Origin of the sequence: Sphingomonas sp. Leaf208 (assembly GCF_001421415.1) — a bacterium.
GTDB lineage: Bacteria > Pseudomonadota > Alphaproteobacteria > Sphingomonadales > Sphingomonadaceae > Sphingomonas.
Genome location: NZ_LMKH01000020.1, coordinates 1 through 15,926, shown reverse-complemented (window position 1 = coordinate 15,926; position 15,926 = coordinate 1). Strand labels below are relative to the sequence as shown.

General features: G+C 55.1%; 13 protein-coding genes. 4 read left to right on the top strand and 9 right to left on the bottom strand.

Translation table 11 applies throughout. From position 1 onward, the window contains the following. Positions 1-262: 262 nt before the first annotated feature. From ASE69_RS09855 to ASE69_RS09845, 3 genes are all read right to left on the bottom strand, one after another. The gene (locus ASE69_RS09855; protein ID WP_056485799.1) at positions 263-457 is read right to left on the bottom strand and encodes a hypothetical protein; all 195 of its coding nucleotides are present in this window, start codon (positions 455-457) and stop codon (positions 263-265) included. A gap of 355 nt (positions 458-812) precedes the next feature. Next, positions 813-1,547, bottom strand: a complete 735-nt coding sequence (locus ASE69_RS09850; protein WP_056485796.1) for a Crp/Fnr family transcriptional regulator — start codon at positions 1,545-1,547, stop codon at positions 813-815. A 389-nt stretch (positions 1,548-1,936) separates the two neighbouring features. Then, on the bottom strand, positions 1,937-2,119 hold the full coding sequence (locus ASE69_RS09845; RefSeq protein WP_056485793.1) for a hypothetical protein: 183 nt from the start codon (positions 2,117-2,119) through the stop codon (positions 1,937-1,939). Between the two features lie 445 nt (positions 2,120-2,564). Between ASE69_RS09845 and ASE69_RS09840 the strand changes: the two genes are divergently transcribed. Together ASE69_RS09840 and ASE69_RS09835 are read left to right on the top strand one after the other, a co-directional pair. After that, positions 2,565-3,068: a pyridoxamine 5'-phosphate oxidase family protein gene (locus ASE69_RS09840; RefSeq protein ID WP_056485802.1), complete on the top strand. Its 504-nt coding sequence runs from the start codon at positions 2,565-2,567 to the stop codon at positions 3,066-3,068. Between the two features lie 408 nt (positions 3,069-3,476). Continuing rightward, positions 3,477-3,881 carry a hypothetical protein gene (locus ASE69_RS09835; protein WP_056485790.1) on the top strand — a complete coding sequence of 135 codons (405 nt, stop codon included), beginning with the start codon at positions 3,477-3,479 and terminating at the stop codon, positions 3,879-3,881. Between the two features lie 159 nt (positions 3,882-4,040). Here ASE69_RS09835 and ASE69_RS09830 read toward each other — a convergent pair whose 3' ends face one another. From ASE69_RS09830 to ASE69_RS21390, 6 genes are all read right to left on the bottom strand, one after another. After that, on the bottom strand, positions 4,041-5,285 hold the full coding sequence (locus ASE69_RS09830; RefSeq protein ID WP_235518467.1) for a hypothetical protein: 1,245 nt from the start codon (positions 5,283-5,285) through the stop codon (positions 4,041-4,043). Positions 5,286-5,689: 404 nt separating this feature from the next. After that, the gene (locus ASE69_RS09825) at positions 5,690-7,039 is read right to left on the bottom strand and encodes a surface lipoprotein assembly modifier (RefSeq protein WP_082453052.1); all 1,350 of its coding nucleotides are present in this window, start codon (positions 7,037-7,039) and stop codon (positions 5,690-5,692) included. 25 nt (positions 7,040-7,064) lie between these two features. After that, complete coding sequence (locus ASE69_RS22025; RefSeq protein ID WP_156362279.1) at positions 7,065-8,201, bottom strand: transferrin-binding protein-like solute binding protein; 1,137 nt, start codon at positions 8,199-8,201, stop codon at positions 7,065-7,067. Positions 8,202-8,838: 637 nt separating this feature from the next. Then, positions 8,839-9,210: a hypothetical protein gene (locus ASE69_RS22020; protein ID WP_156362278.1), complete on the bottom strand. Its 372-nt coding sequence runs from the start codon at positions 9,208-9,210 to the stop codon at positions 8,839-8,841. A gap of 182 nt (positions 9,211-9,392) precedes the next feature. Next, positions 9,393-9,623, bottom strand: coding sequence for a hypothetical protein (locus ASE69_RS09815; RefSeq protein ID WP_156362277.1), 231 nt, complete (start codon positions 9,621-9,623; stop codon positions 9,393-9,395). Positions 9,624-9,991: 368 nt separating this feature from the next. Then, positions 9,992-10,762 (bottom strand): response regulator transcription factor, encoded by a 771-nt coding sequence (locus ASE69_RS21390; protein ID WP_162236876.1) that lies wholly within the window; start codon positions 10,760-10,762, stop codon positions 9,992-9,994. Between the two features lie 332 nt (positions 10,763-11,094). Here ASE69_RS21390 and ASE69_RS09810 point away from each other — a divergent pair, with 332 nt between their 5' ends. Then, entirely contained in the window at positions 11,095-14,400 is a 3,306-nt protein-coding gene (locus ASE69_RS09810; RefSeq protein WP_056485775.1) for a TonB-dependent receptor domain-containing protein, read from the top strand. Between the two features lie 69 nt (positions 14,401-14,469). Then, positions 14,470-15,456 (top strand): prolyl hydroxylase family protein, encoded by a 987-nt coding sequence (locus ASE69_RS21385; RefSeq protein ID WP_082453050.1) that lies wholly within the window; start codon positions 14,470-14,472, stop codon positions 15,454-15,456. Positions 15,457-15,926 lie beyond the last annotated feature (470 nt).

Here is a 15,926-nt window from a genome sequence, read left to right as displayed (position 1 = left end):
TGACTTTCCTCAAAGCGGATATGGCAGACGGCCGCGAGGAAACCTACAAGGTAACATTCGAAAAAGGTAAGCCACAGACCTGGCTCATTGGTGGCCTTGAGAACGGTAAGTTTGCCGGACTTTACACCGACGATGAGTAGCGGGTACCGCCGCAATGCAAATCTGCATGGCAAATAGTTGCCCTTTATAGGCGATTTGCACACATTTGCAGCACGAAGGATCGGGACATCGCCCGCGCCGGAGCGATGTCCATAGTACTGACTTAGAGCGGTGATGCGGGGTCGGTCAGGATGCTAAAGGCAGCGGCTGCCTTGCCGACTTCAAGCGGCACCTTGGGATCCTTGACCTGCCCAGACACGCGAACGAAGTCGCTGGCCGTCAGGCGGTTTGGGGGCGTTTCACCTTCGCGCGACGCCTTGGCGGCGCGACCGAGTTGCTGCAGCTGGCCAAGCGACAAGTTTGCCTCGAGCCGGTCGCCGACGCACTGCGACTGCGCCGGCTGAAAACCCTATCCCNCCTTCGCGCGACGCCTTGGCGGCGCGACCGAGTTGCTGCAGCTGGCCAAGCGACAAGTTTGCCTCGAGCCGGTCGCCGACGCACTGCGACTGCGCCGGCTGAAAACCCTATCCCTCGAGCGAGGTCGCGATTTTTTCTGACGGCTTGACGCAGGCCGCGAGCGACATCGTCGCGATGCCGACGCCAACAAGCCCGATCCGGGAACGACTGCCATGCTTTGCCATGAAAGCCCCTTGTTTCAGGGGTCATGCAGTCAGACCGGTATGGCCACGCAGCGGATCGAAGTCGGTCCGTCTTCAAGCCGCGGGCGGCAACCACGCGGTTTCGATCTCGCCGTAGCGGTCTGTAAACCCCGTCGCCGCGACCAGCGCCGCTTCGTCGACAATCCGGACCCGGCGTCCGTTCCGCTCGATCACGCCCGCCTTCTCCAGCGCCCGGATCGTCCGGTTCACATGCACCTTGGTCAGCCCAAGGGCATCACCGATATCGGTCTGCGTCAGAGGCAGGTCGAAGGAATCGACGATCCCCCCCGCCGTCACCCGCAGCCGCGCCATGATGTCGAGCAACAGCGTCGACAGCCGTTCGCTGGCCCCCATCCGCCCGATCGTCGTCAGCCGGTCGCTCATCGCAACGTTTTCGGCTGCGGCAATTGCATAGAGCAGCCCGGCGATCCGCGGTTGAGCGCGGAACAGCAGCCCGAGTTCCGTCTTTGGCAAATCGATCACGATGCAGTCCGAGATCGCGGTCAGCGTCGCCGCTGCCTGAGACCACGCCATGCTCGACGTGCCGATCAGGTCACCTGCATAGTGGAAGCGCAGGATCTGGCGCCCGCCGGTGACCAGCTTGGTCGAGGAGTGCAACCACCCCTGTCGCACGACATACAGCGCGTGGCTTTCGCCACCTTCGGCGACCAGCACGTCACCCGCACGCAAGCGCCGCTCGCCGCGTTCGGCGTGCAGGATCGCCTCGCGTTCGGCGTCGGTGAGATCGAGATGCCGCCCCAGTCGCGCGATCAAGCCGCTCAGTTGCATACTGCACCCTTTTCCTTGCACGCGGCTATTGCCGTCCCGCTGCCAAATAATCGTACCGCGCGTCGAACCAAGCTCATTACACTATCATGCTCCATTTAAGATGACGTCACAATACTTATCAGGATCCGTAAAGGTATTGGCCAGCTGTGAGCAATTAGGCAAAGAGAAAAGAACTCGGTAGCGGGGCGATTGGCATCGAAAAAGGACCCCCTCATTCCGCTGATCTGAGGCTATTGACCTGGCACATTTCAGGCGGCGATATCAGGATTTACTTGGATACTGCCGTTGTTAGCATAATGCATAATTGTCCGCTTGCTTAGAATAACGCTCAATGCTGGAGAGGGAGCTTCCTCGATACTGGTCGAGCAATTACAGAAAGGTTGGCTATTCTACCACGCGCGAGGGGTGGTCCCGGTTCGCGCCGCAACGCTCGCCTCTATATCGTTCAAATCGGCTTGTGAAACTACGCCTGCCGTCAGCAACTTACGCATAAGTTCGTCAACGAGCGCCGCGAGGAAATGGATTTCAGCGCGTTCGGAGAGCGTATCTTCGCCTTGAGCGTTCACGATCATGTGTGCTTCCTTCGACCATGCAGGGATAGTCTGCGTGATTATGCGAAGCCGACTACTGAAGATACGGGGTAATCGAACATGAGTTACGAAACGGATCGGCGCAGTCGGACGCGGGCCATCGCCGTGTATGCGGCTGTTATTTGCGTAGGAGCGGCTCTAGGCCTGCTAGTGAGAGCGGGCGTAATCACCGACCACCTGCTCTGGTAATGGCGCGCGACGCCTGTTCGCTCGATCATCTTCTGGGCTTTAAGACTTATCGGCAGCTGCTGGAGGGCACTGAACGCCGTCCGGAATAAAGGCGAACAGACTTTCGGAAGGAGGGATGGGGGCGCCTAGTACGTCCGGATATTACGCAAGCTTCTGCGCCGTTCTTATTGCTGAGACGTTGATCCGCCAGGAACAGGTCAGACCTTCTGACGTCTGGACAGCCTACGCGGAGATTACCATGAGCAGCGCTACTGACACCCCGAAGGAACCACGCAACGACGGAGTTGCCAAGATAGCAGAGCTGATCGCGGACGCTCACGTGTGTATGTTCACGACCAATTCCGAAGGCCGCCTGATGAGCCGGCCCATGGCGGTCCAGAAGGTTGAGTTCGATGGTGATCTTTGGTTCTTTACCAAACGCGGCGGTCGCAAGGTTGAACAAATTGACCTAGAACCGCGCGTCAACGCCGCCTTCTCGTCGAAAAGCTCATGGGTGTCGGTGACCGGAAAGGCCGAAGTTGTACACGACGTACAGAAAGCTAAGCAACTGTGGAATGCGGGTATCGAGGCCTGGTTCCCTGATGGCCCGGAAGATCCGGAAATTGTATTGCTGAAGGTTCATGCCGACGGAGCTGAATATTGGGACACTCCCGGCGCGGGAGTGGTGTCCATTCTGTCCTTTGTGAAAGCTAAAGTGACGGGGAAGCCTTACCGTATCGAGGACGAGAAGGTAGATCTTTGAGGGCCACAAATCGGCCTGACGGTGAGGGCCGAATTTAGCGCCAAGCATCGCGGCCACGGTTTTTTCGCACTGTCTGAGCAGCCGAGACGTCCTCAGCCTTTAGGTTGATGGACGCCGCGGTGATTTCGTCATTATGCGGGGGCATCGCCACAAAACATAAAAGGCCGCCCCTCGAGGGACAGCCTCCCATTGTTGGTTACTGATGGCTTGTCCCTTAGAGCTAGACAGCCCCGTCAGCGGAGGTCGCACTCATTGGGTTTTCCGTTCGCGACGTATAACAATGAATCATTCGATCACCTCTTTCCAGTCGTTGAACAGTGAACCGGATGCGGGTGTACCCATGGAAGGTTCAAGAACCTCATGATGGTAGGTGGCAACAACACATCGTACGATTGAGGTTAGGAGCTCATGAATTATATTATCAGCAACATCATTCCGATCGGGGCTGCGACCTTTGCCGGAGTGATCATTCTTTTTGCGGGTTTCCGGAGTCGCCTGCGCGGCGCAATACTCGCTGCTGCTACGCTGGCGCTGTTCTGGCTAGCGGCTATCCTGGCTGGAGCTTTGATACTGGCGCCGGTAAACGCGAGTCCGTGGACGGTTGCATTGGGCAGTGCTTTCATCATCTGGATCGGCTTCGTGTTGCCTGCTCTTTCGATTGCGCTCAGCTTACGCGGTCATCCGTGGTTGATCAGCTTGGCCGACGCGACCTGGTGGCTGGCGATCATGCTGACCCAATCTGCCGTGATGCATAGCGTCGGACTCGTAAAGCCTAGCCTTGCGTCAGAAACGATTGGCAGTCCTCGGCCCTAACAGCTGGAAAAGCTGCATTAGTACAGCAATTCTAGGATCTGCCCCGGCGCCGGACGATCGAACGCCCCTTCGCGGGGCGGGGGGCAGCAGCGGACGCTTGATATCGTTTTCACGGCTGGTCCAGCGGGTTTGGTGGCTAGTGACGCGCCACAGCGCGCGTCACTTTCCCTGCTTCTCGTATCGCATCGACTGTCCCTCGCGGATCACAGTCAGGCCGTTACCGTCAGCTATCACATTAACTTTAGCGAAGTTGACCACGCCGATGTCGTTCGGCGTCAGGATGTACGTTAGAGCATTCGCGGTGCGCGCGTTGATCGGAAACCGGGCGGAGCGCAAACCATAGGACGACATCGAGAACATGACCCAGCGCGGCTCACGCTTCTCGTCTGCCGGGAGCGTCCAGCCGTCTGATTGCGCGTAGCCTTCGAGCGGATTACCGGTGTCGAAGCCGACTACGAGATCTACACCGGGAACGCCTTTTCCGGACGGTATCGTCACCTTCAACCGCAGTTTGCTCGCCGGGTCACGACCGCCTGATCCAGTAGTGATCGTCGGCGGGACCGGAACGGGATCGTTTTCCAGTACAACGCGGCTACCCTGCGCCGTCCAGCGACCGTTGGCTTTCTCATCCAGCGATCCGACCGTCAGGAAATACTGGAAAGTACCATCCGCCTTCAGCCACAGACCGGAAGCTAACTCCATTTCGGAATGCGTATATTTACCGACGTGACCGCTGGCGACTGCCGACGCCAAGGGAATGATCGGTGGCGGCGGCTTGGCCTCCGGCTCGATCTGCGCATCGATCGCCTTGATGACCGCCGCGCGCTTGTCAGCGGGAACCTTCTGTTCGTCCAGCGCCGCGGTGATCTCGTCCGGCTCAGAATAGCGCTTGCTGGCCAGTTGCCCCGCTGCTTCATTCTCGATACCGAGCGCCAGGAGCGCGAAGACGCTCCGAGCCGCGATGTCGCTCGACGTGTACAGATAAATGCCGCCTTTCCTGTCGTCCTCCCGCTTAATCCCGCACAGGTGCTCCTGTATCACGACGGCAAAGCTGTCTTTCCGGACTGGCTTGAAGTCGTTGTCTCCAGCCTCACGGGGAAGATACACGACGCCGCCATCGGAACGCGCTGCAATTGATGCCACCTCCCGCAAGAGCTTTCGCGTGCAGTCCACCTCAGTATTGATAGCGAAGCTGCTTGCGCCATACTTGTCTGGCTTCGGGAGGTGTAGGTTGACTTGCGCTGTTCGCATCTCACCCTTTACCCTTACGGACTCGCCGACAAAGGTGACGACCATTGTGTCGCTAGCCACGATCATGCGCTCGTCCGTGAACTGCCATGGCTCTGATGCTGCCGGTGACACACTCGCACCCGCCAATAAGGTCCACGCCAAGTTCAACAGCATTATCCGCATGTCCTGTTCCCGCCTTCAAGATATGGAAGCGCACAATGTCACGAATTGCGCGATCTCAGCCGATCAGGTTTTCTCAATAGAGCCGTTACTATGATACGAAACTTGTCAGGCGGTTATCACCATCAAAGCTACCATAATCAGCGCCATAAGAATCGTGAAACCAATCCTTGTATTGGCTACGAGCCATTTGTTCTACACGACCACACTGCGCTGTAGGCGCCTGTCGGAAAACACACGATAGCCGACACGCGCTCATGCAGCTCGCCTCTGCCATGCTTGCGTCACGCAGTTTTGGATTAGCCCATGTGAACCGCCTGCCCTAGGCACCCCGGTAAACCACGAGGAACTGAAATTTCCGAGCTCGATTTTAGGTCAGGCTCTTGGCGGTTAAGTTACTAGAAATATCGCGCGGCTGTTAGTTCAAAGCGACTACGCTTTATCGCGTATAACGGGATAGAAGATCCAATGCGATTATAGGTCCAGTTCATTTGCGGAGAAAATCCTAGAACTCGTATCTTACGGTTACCCAGCGTTGTCCGTATTACCAAACGAGTGTCCCGCCGCGGCTTGGCATCAAATATCAGCAGCGGTGCGTCAAAAATTGCTCGGGACATTCCCAAGCTGCCGCCTAAGTTGAAGCCGTTGCGCAGTTCGCCGCCCACACCCAAGTTGCCGCCAACTTCGATGTCGGAAAAGGCGTCTTCTCGCAACCATTCGCGTCGCAAAAACGGGCCAGCGGAAACAACCAGCGTTCGCGCTACGACGTGCTCGATCGTACCATATAAACCGCCTTGCCAGCCATCGTAGCCCCGGTCGAAATAAGCCCGAACATGACGAACATCGACTTGGTAGCCGAAGCGATCGCGCTTACCGAGGACCATCTGCCCCCCGGTTCGCGCCCCAACCTGAGCGGTTGCCGCCTTCCCCCCGAACCAACGGCGTGCATAGATGCCTTCAAATGAAACGCTGCTGGTTGGAGTTAGCCGATATTCAGCGCCAGCCGATGTCTGGACGTTGTAATCATCGAACTGAATGCCGCGGTAGTTCGACCCGTTCGCGTCGATCTCCGCAAGCGCGGATACTTGCTGCGAGATGGGAAGACGCAACCCGGCAGAAAGTTGGGCAGTCAACCCGACACCCGAGTGAGCCTTCGCTTCCTCGTTCAGATCCGCTTGGTAGGCGTCTTCACCGAGCAAGACCGTTATGGATTGAGCTGACGTTGCGTTGTTTATGTTGGTATCAGGTGCGACGCCGACATTTAGGTCGAGGCGCCATGTCCGACCGCTACGTATCGTGTCGCGTACCGTACGTATCGTCCTGGCAATCTGCTGAGGCAGTTCTGTATCTTGCTGAACAATTCGTAGCTGGCGATCGGCGCTTGCCGTCTTCTTTAACGCTATCAACGCTTGCGCCAGTTCAAGCCGGACCCTGGTCTGGGCGGGATCATTCGCCAAAATTGCCATGAACTTATCCGCGGCAGTAGCGTAGTCGCCGGTCCGCGAAGCTATCAGCCCCCCCAAAAACTCTGTCTGTAACTTGAACCCAGGTGCAAGACGCAATGCCTCTACAAGCGGTAAAGCTTCCGCATAATGCCTCTCGGTAATCAGGCGTTCCGCCGCTACCAGCAGTTGCGGCGGCGTGAGCTCAATATGACAGGTGCCATTCGAACAATTGCGTTCAGGAGCAGCAGACGTCGGCGACGCCAAGGCAAGTATCGCCGAGCTGGCCATTAGCGTAAACCGCATATTGAGAACTCCTCGTCGAAGCCTACTACTTCTTCACGCCGACGAAGCCGCCAAGAATATCGACGCGCTGATTTGGTATTCCACCAACAATGCGGAAGTTGCCACCGACGTTCTTGGTATTTGGACCATAGAACGTACCGTCGATCGAGCTGGCACCTGCGGTGGCCGTACCGGCACTGACAGACGTGAAGTCGATCGGAGTAGACGTGCCATTGGCAGAGAACGCAGCCGACGCGAACTTGCCGCTGAAAGCCGTCGAGGCTGATGTCCAACCCGCTGAGCCGGTCGCAGTGAAGGTTGAGCCTGAAGGCACGCTTAGCGCAGCATCGGCTACCGGCTGATTCTGAACGAACGCGGGGCCGACTTTGCCAGAAAGGCTGAGTGATAGAGTGCGTTTCGCGAAATCTACGTCCACTGCGCTGACCCCGTCCAGCCACTGCTGCACACGAGCAGAACCGCCCTGTTGAGCGATCATCGTTGCGAGGAACTGGCCGTCAAAATGTGCGGCACCCTTTGTTGGCGTTTGTATGGTCGTGGAACGCGTTCCGAATACCAGCACTCCCTGCTCAGCCAGCGATGAACCATCCTCGTTGGTCTGGCTACGCTCGAACCCGGCTAGTGAGACAAATGACCCGCTGCTATTTGGACGTTGGTAGAAGAAGGTAAGAGGAACTGTGCCGTCAAGAACGTGGAGATAGTTAAATCCGGCCAAAAGTGGCACTTGTCGTTCAACATTATTGGCATCGGCGGTCGTTCGGTGGCCCGGATCCTGGAATGTGATATCCCGAGAAACATTTGCTTTGCCGTCGGCGATCGTCATCACAAAGACCCCATCACGTGGGTCATAACTGATTGTTCCCGAGGGGGCTTCAACGGTACTTGCATTGCCTTGATAGAGCGACGAGCCATCCGCCTTGACCGCAAGGGAATGCACTGCGCCGATCGCGTCGAACTTCGTCGCAGTCGAAACGTCGAAGAGATTGCTCTGTGTGCTACTTGGCGTCGGTGTAGCTGTAGGACTGGGCGTCAACGGGATAACGCTCCCCCCTGATGCGGAAGATCCGATGGAACTGATGTTTCCGCCCGCTCCGCCACAAGCAGCAAGCGGTAGGGAAAGAGCAATAATTACAGCGCGCATCGGAAACTCCAGGGGCAAATTCATGACTCAGGAGGTACCGGGTTATGATTAACAATCTGTCATTGTTGGAACTTCGACCGCGGTACATGTCCCGGGTCCGAGCGGTCTGTACTCTCCGGAGAACGTCGCTCTGGCTCCGTTTTGGTCACCATGTTCGACGCAAAAAGGAAAAGACGCGCTTCGTCTTTTTCATGTTCGGAGAGTTCGGCGGCATTAATGTATTGATCGACGCGATCGATCAATACAGGCTCTGTCCGTCCAAACCACATGATTGCTGGTGGGCGGCAGGCCGGGCAGTCGGAGCGGACCCGATCTACGCGTGGCAAATACGATAAAGCTTGCCGCTTCGTCCGACTATTTGGAAACTGACGTCCGAAGGTTTTTCGTTACCGACCGAAAACGCGGAAAGGCTCGCCAGGATTCAATCCGGGTATGCCTGTAATCGCGCACGCTATGTGGCGGTGAGCTAATCGCGCTATCTATCATCGGGACGGACGCCGTTCGTCGTGAAAGGGAACGACGCCCAAGACAACGCGGGCGTTCTCGGAATCAATGCTATTTTGGGAATGTCCGGCGACGAGCCAAGGGGGAGGTCGGAAAACCTCCCCAGCCCATTACTGTCTTTCTGCACATTTATGATGCGGAACAGAGCCAATGCAGTTCACGCGTTCTCACGCGCAAGACAATCTTTTCGAACAACGCCGGACGTGCGCCTGTCATTGGAGTCAGCTCTGACCACATCCCGTTTAACGGGCAACGCAGCTGGAATATCCATGCCCAATTCCATAATCTGGCGATTTCGGTGCGAAAGCTTAGCGCCGACTCTAGCCGGAACTGCGTAAACAGGCAGAGAACGGCCCGTCGCCAGTTCCAGCATAACAACGCTCAACCCTGAAACCTGATTGGTAAAGACTGACGCTTTGTCCTCTCGACCATCTCCATCTAGATCAGCCGTTATTACCGAGTGAGAGAGCCTTGCCTTCCCTGCGGGCAGTTGCGCTGATTTTAAGGCTAAAACAAACAATATGAGCATCGAAAAATCCCCAAGCCGACTGACCAATTTCGAGCAATAGCTTACAGACCCGTGCCTTTTCACGTCAGTGAGCATAAGGCGTCTCACCATCGAACGCTTAACCGCTGTACGATGCAAACCTTATGATTTTTGCTTCAGGATCGAATGGATTTAGCGGAAGTGGGCGTTACCTTGAAAGCTGTCTATTCCGCACGCTGACGATATTCGGGCGGAACAGGTTTGAAGGTAGCGGCTAACGCGCATCCCAAAACCAAACCAGTCAGGACTAACGGACTGAAGGTAGCGTTGCCCCGGATCACCTCGATCGCGCCGGTCACGGCAAGCCATGTGACAACCAGCAGAAACAGCCTCTCGAAGAACATTCGCAGTCGTGGAGGAATCCCATTTTTCAGCCGCGTGGTCCAGGTCGACATCGATAACTCCCGTCCGTGCAAGGACATTTCGTACGCTGGCAACATCCGCAATCTGGACGTTCTTTAGCGATCCAGCTTTCTCACGAGAAATGAATTTCAGGAGATTCTGGGTTGAAGAGGTTTTCACATCTTGAGCGCTGTATGGCAACAGTGAGGATAACAGCGGGCGGTTGTTTTCGAGACGATACGATGCAAAGCAGACGCCATGAATAGCCGGACCGTAAGCAGCCACATCTTAACATGCCCCTGTGTGTTATTTAACATAGATGGTTAGCTCACGACGAGCCAATTCTGCCGACCTTGGTGCGCAACAGCCCCAGGTCCGTAGACAACACAATACGAAAACGGCCGTCATCACTCGTTTTATATTACCCGACGCGAGAGATATTTACGTTCAACCGATAACCTCTACCCCGAACTGTTTCTATTAGATCATGACCATTATACTGATTCATTTTCTTACGAAGGCGACTCACGAACACGTCGAGAGATCTTATGTCATACTCACTCGATTCAGAATTTACATTGAGCAAACTTGAGCGATCTTTTACTAATCCGGGCTCTCTAAACAGATTCACTAGTATTCCGTACTCCGCATTAGTCAAAGCAATAACGTCACCAGATGGCGAGTATAGGACGCATCTATCCCTGTTTAAGACCCAGCCTTCATAGAATAATTCCGCGCCCAGGTCTCGGTTTTGTTCAACCGATAATCCCGGCTCCTTCTGAATGTCATTCGTGCAACGGCGTAACAGCGCCCTAACTCGTGCCTGTATCTCACGAGGGCTGCAGGACAAAGCGACGCAATCATCAGCACCTAACTCCAGCGCGAGCACTCTATCTACTTCATCATCCGATTCAGATCGAACTAGCAACCTGAATGATTTGTTACTGGACGAAAGTACCTTTATCAATGATACGCTGTCAATGTCGGGGACTTTTACATCTATTATAACGAGATCCCAGACATCTTCCGACAACGAATTATGCAGATCGCAAGATGTTTTTGCCTGACGAACATCGTAAAGATCGATAGATATATGTTTTATAATGCCTATGCTATCACCGGGCGAACCAGCAATGATCAATTTGAATTTTTGATTGCTAAATTGATCGGCAGTCGCGGCCTCGTCGATCATTGGTGACTGCTTGTTGTTAGGCATAAGATGGCTCTCGGGTTAACCCACAGACGCATTTAGCGCAGGATCATAATAAAGGAACACTATCTTACATTTTTCAAACCACGGTAACGTCGCGTAATGAGCGGCCGTTTGCGCAGCGGAAACGAGCTCGCTCAGGCTGGTGTGCCGACCTAAGCGATAAAACAAACCGCTGCACGATGTATCATTTTTGTCACATTGGGATCAGAAGTTCATCTTACTGTCATTTTACGGCTGTGTTCCCTTGCGCAAGCCTTTTTAAAACGGCTTAAATTGGGTCAGAAATAGAAAAACAGGTCAGGGGTTCTACCATGAGATTTTATCGCCTTCTCGGTGCCACGGCTCTTACCGGCGCGGCCCTAATGGTGCCGAGCATTGTCTCGGCTCAAGCCCAGCCTTCGCCTATGCAGGCACAGTCTGATGCAGCGGCGGTTGATGCGTCTGCTGAGCCATCAGCGCAGAACGCTTCGAACACCGCCGTTGCTACAGGCCAGGCGACGGCTGCGGCTGGTAATGACATCGTTGTAACCGGATCGCGCATCCGCTCACCAAATATTCAGTCGACCTCCCCAATCACGACGGTGTCGGGCGAGCAGCTTTTTCAGACAGGAAAGGTATCCGTCGGCGACACTCTGAACGAACTGCCGCAGCTGCGTAATACGTTTAGCCAGCAAAACTCGACGCAATATTTGGGCACTCGTGGTCTGAACCTGGTTGATTTGTACGGCCTCGGCACGCAGCGCACACTGGTGCTCGTAAACGGTCGCCGCCATGTTGCAGGCGATATCCTGAACACGGGTGTATCGGTTGATATCAATACGATACCATCGGATCTCATCAAGGACATTCAGGTTCTGACCGGTGGCGCATCCGCTACTTATGGCTCAGATGCCGTTGCAGGTGTCGTCAACTTTGTCCTCAAGGATGATTATGACGGCCTGAGCCTGCGCGGGCAGTCCGGTATCAGTAAGTATGGCGACGCGGGTGCGCAGCTGATCAGTGGTATCGCCGGTAAAAACTTCGGCGGTGGACGCGGCAATATCACGGTAAGCGCAGAGTATGCGCACCAAGAAGACTACTACGCGAGCGGGCGTCCGAACTTGAAGCAGGTCAACGGTTTCGTCACCGTGGATACCGATCCATCTGGATCGGTGAACGGCGCGGACAACGTTTTCGACCGTGCATTTTTCAACGACATCCGGTCTGCTACCATCTCGACTGGTGGTCAGGTCGGCATCCGCTACCGGCCAGGCCTGGCAGGCGCACCCTGTGGTAATGACGCGGTTGGCACATCCTACACCTGCGCCTATCTATTTCAGCCCGGCGGAGCATTGGCTCAACAGAATGGCCTTCGCGTCGGTTTAGGACCGAACGGCAGCTTCATAAACGGGAACGGGTATAACAGCCGCCAAGGCCAACTTTTGGTTCTTTCACCCGATCTGAAGCGATATTCGTTCAACCTTCTCGGACACTATGAAATTTCGCGGGCGTTCGTGCCGTTTGTTGAAGCAAAATATTCGCGCAGCGACGCGCGTGGCTCGCAGAGCGGTCCTTTCTTCTCGACCGGGACGACGTTGGGCGACGTGACATCCGTCACGGGCGTTTCAGACTTTTCATATTTCAACTCCGGCGACGTGAACCGCGAGGGCGTCCGGCTCGATAACCCGTATCTTGCAGGCCAAGCCCGTGCGACCCTGGCCACGCAGCTCACGGCTGGCATCAACTCCGGGGTAAATCCCAATACAGGTGCTTCGTTTGGCACAACTGCCGCAGGCATAGCTCGGCAAAATGCATCGCTCGGTCAGGTTGCCGACGGTACGTATCGCTTCGGTCTTCGTCGTAATTGGCTTGATCTCGGTATCCGCGACGAACAGATCCGTCGTGAAACGTATCGTATCGTTGGTGGCGTACGTGGCGATTTCAACGATGACTGGAATTATGAAATCTCCGCTAACTACGGGGAGTTCAAGGAAAGGAACCTCATCCAGGGGAACATCAACAGGCAGCGATATCTGCTTTCTCTTGATTCAACGACGAACGCCGCTGGTCAGGTGGTCTGCCGAGCTCAGGTTGACCCTCGCTATGCTGGGGAAGATAGGGGCGGAAATCCCGCACAGTTGGCAGCAGACATTGCGGCTTGCGTACCAATCAATCCTTTCGGCGATGGCTCAGTCTCGCAAGCTGCTCGGGACTATTTGACGGTCGCGTCACGAGCGCAAGGTAAGATCACGCAGTTCGACGCAACAGGGTTTGTTTCCGGCGATTTCAGTCAGCTGTTTTCATTGCCAGGGGGCCCGATCGCGTTTGTCGTTGGCGGTGAGTATCGTCGCGAGACCAACAAGTATGATCTCGATGATTTCACCCAGGCTGGGTATGCCTTCTATAACGCTATACCCTCACTCAGCCCTCCAACGGCTTTTGAAGTAAAGGAAGCCTTCGGTGAGTTGCGCGTACCCCTTCTCAAGGATTTGCCATTAATTCGTGAGCTCACTGTCAACGGATCCGGTCGCGTATCCGACTACAAGGGTGCTGCAGGTACGGTCTATGCGTACTCTGGCGGTATTCAATACCGTCCTGTGAACGACCTTATGATCCGAGGGAGTTATTCGCGTTCTGTTCGTGCGCCGAACCTAGGCGAACTTTACTCGGCGCAGTCTCAGAACTTTGCTCCGGCCCCGAACGATCCGTGTTCGGCACGCAACCTGGCAACGGGGTCGGCAACTCGCGTCGCAAATTGCGATGCTGCAGGTCGCCCTGCAGGGTATGACTTTGTATATGGCGCGTCGCTCGAATTTGTCAGCGGCGGCAACCCCAACTTGAAAGCTGAAAAGTCCGACTCTTATACGGGCGGGTTCGTGCTCACGCCATCTTTCGCGCCGGGACTATCAATATCGGCCGACTACTACGATATCACGGTCAACAACGTGATCACGTCTACAGGTGATGCGCAAGACATCTTAAACCTCTGCTACGACGCAACGTCATTAGACAACCCGTTCTGCGGTCTCTTCCAACGGGCCGGAGCAAATGGCGGACCTCGGGGTGAACAGCCGTTTCAGGTCCTGGAAGGCTCTTTGCTTCAATCTACCGCAAACTTTGCAAAGCTGAAGGTCCGCGGCGTTCAGGCGAACGTGAACTATAATCATAAGTTTTCTTGGGGTAGTGGCTTCGTACAAGCAGCGTATGTACGCTCGATCCAGAACGACAACTTCACCAATCCAGCTGATCCATCTTTCAAGGATCGGTTGCTTGGTGAACTGGGCAACCCTAAAAACCGTTTGACTTTAAACGCCGGTGTAAACGTTGGTAAGGTTGGGTTTAATTACGGTTTTCGGTATATCGGCGCCGCTTATCTCAATACATACGAGGACTACAACGGTTTGAATGGCGTCCCGCCACAGAACACCGACTATGCGCCTATTAAGCAGTATCCTGCAGTAGGGTATCACGACATTCGCTTTGAGGCAGACGTCTCGGATCGATTTAATACGTACATCGGTATCGATAACGTCGGTAACAAGCAGCCGCCTTACGGCCTGACTGGTGTTACAGACGGGTCCGGTATCTATGACGTTCGTGGTCGGTATCTTTATGTCGGTGCCGTAGCCAAGTTCTGATCTGCTAATTATTGCATAACTGGGGGTCGGTGGTTTCCACCGGCCCCCATTTTGCGTTATGCCAAAGCAATGTCAGATAGTGCATTTCTGCAAGCAGTTGATCGGCTCGTAGCTGGTCAACGCATCCCCGAAGCGGTCTCTGCGCTCGTTGCCGCGGCAGGCCGCCGGGACCGTGACGCGCTATTTCAGCTCGGATTTTGGCAGATCGTCGGAGACGTCGTACCGCGGGATCTCGTCGCCGCGCGCGCGGCACTGAGGCAAGCGGCATCTCTCGGTCACCATGAAGCGCAGATGATGGAGATGGCGCTCACGGCAAACGGTAGCGGAGGTGCCGCGGATTGGAAAACGGCTAGGCGACTGTTGGAAGCGACGCCTGAAGACAATCATCAAGCCAGGCAGGTTCTCGATCTAATTTGTAACATGACGCTGGGCGCTGACGGATCGCCTACGCGTGCGTTCGTTTCCGAACCGTTGTCACGTGATGGTGCGGTATCGCGGGTCTCGGCGTTCCTAACGCCGGCCGAATGTCGCCACCTGATGCATAGTGCCGAAGACCTTTTGGCTCCAGCATTGGTAATTGATCCGCGAAGCGGCAAAAGGATCCTTAATCCTATACGAACATCCGATACTGCAAGCATTGGACCGCTGCGAGAGGACCTAGCGATTAGAGCAATAAATCGTCGGATTGCCTCCCTGAGTGAAAGCTCCATTTTTGCGGGAGAGCCGCTAACAATTTTGAAATATAAGTTCAATCAACAGTTCAGGTTGCATTCGGACAGCTTACCATATTCCAAAAATCAAAGAACTAAGACTGTTATTATCTACCTTAATGACAATTTTAGTGGCGGTGAGACTGTTTTTCCTAATATTGATATCAGTATCATACCGAAGGCTGGCGACGCCATAATGTTTTCCAACATACATTCGGATGGCCGCATAAATAAGGACAGTGATCACGCCGGACTGCCAGTTCTGAAGGGCAGCAAATGGGTTGCAACACGTTGGATCCGGGTGAACCCGTTTGACATCTGGAAAGGCCCGGAGCGAGCAATATAAGCCGCCTCCCTGCAAGGCTCATACTCAAATTACGCGACGTTAGTTGTAATTTGGTTTTAGGATGAGAGCATCGTCATGATCCGTGTGGATGCAAAAGCGATCCGCTACTGGGATGGTAGCGACGAAGGCCCGATTGCCGTCTGATTGGCACTAGAAGTCGTACTACATCGGACTTCCGCGCCACTGTTGCGGAAATCCTAGATTTTGCGACAGTCGAGGCAACCGCCGGTCTTCAGATGCTCGATCGTCGCATAACTCCGTTGCAGAACGAACCAGTCCCAAAACACATTTGCGGCGCTTAGTTTGAGGATAAATGCCGGGGGGCACGGCAGGGCAGGATAGCCGACTAGCGGATATGCTCCACTTTAAGCGTCTGCATCCGGTGAGAGGCATCTGGCGGGTGACGGTCTGAGTTGAGATGTTAGCCACGGTGCAAGCACTGTGGTTTGCACCGTGGCTAGAGACGTGGC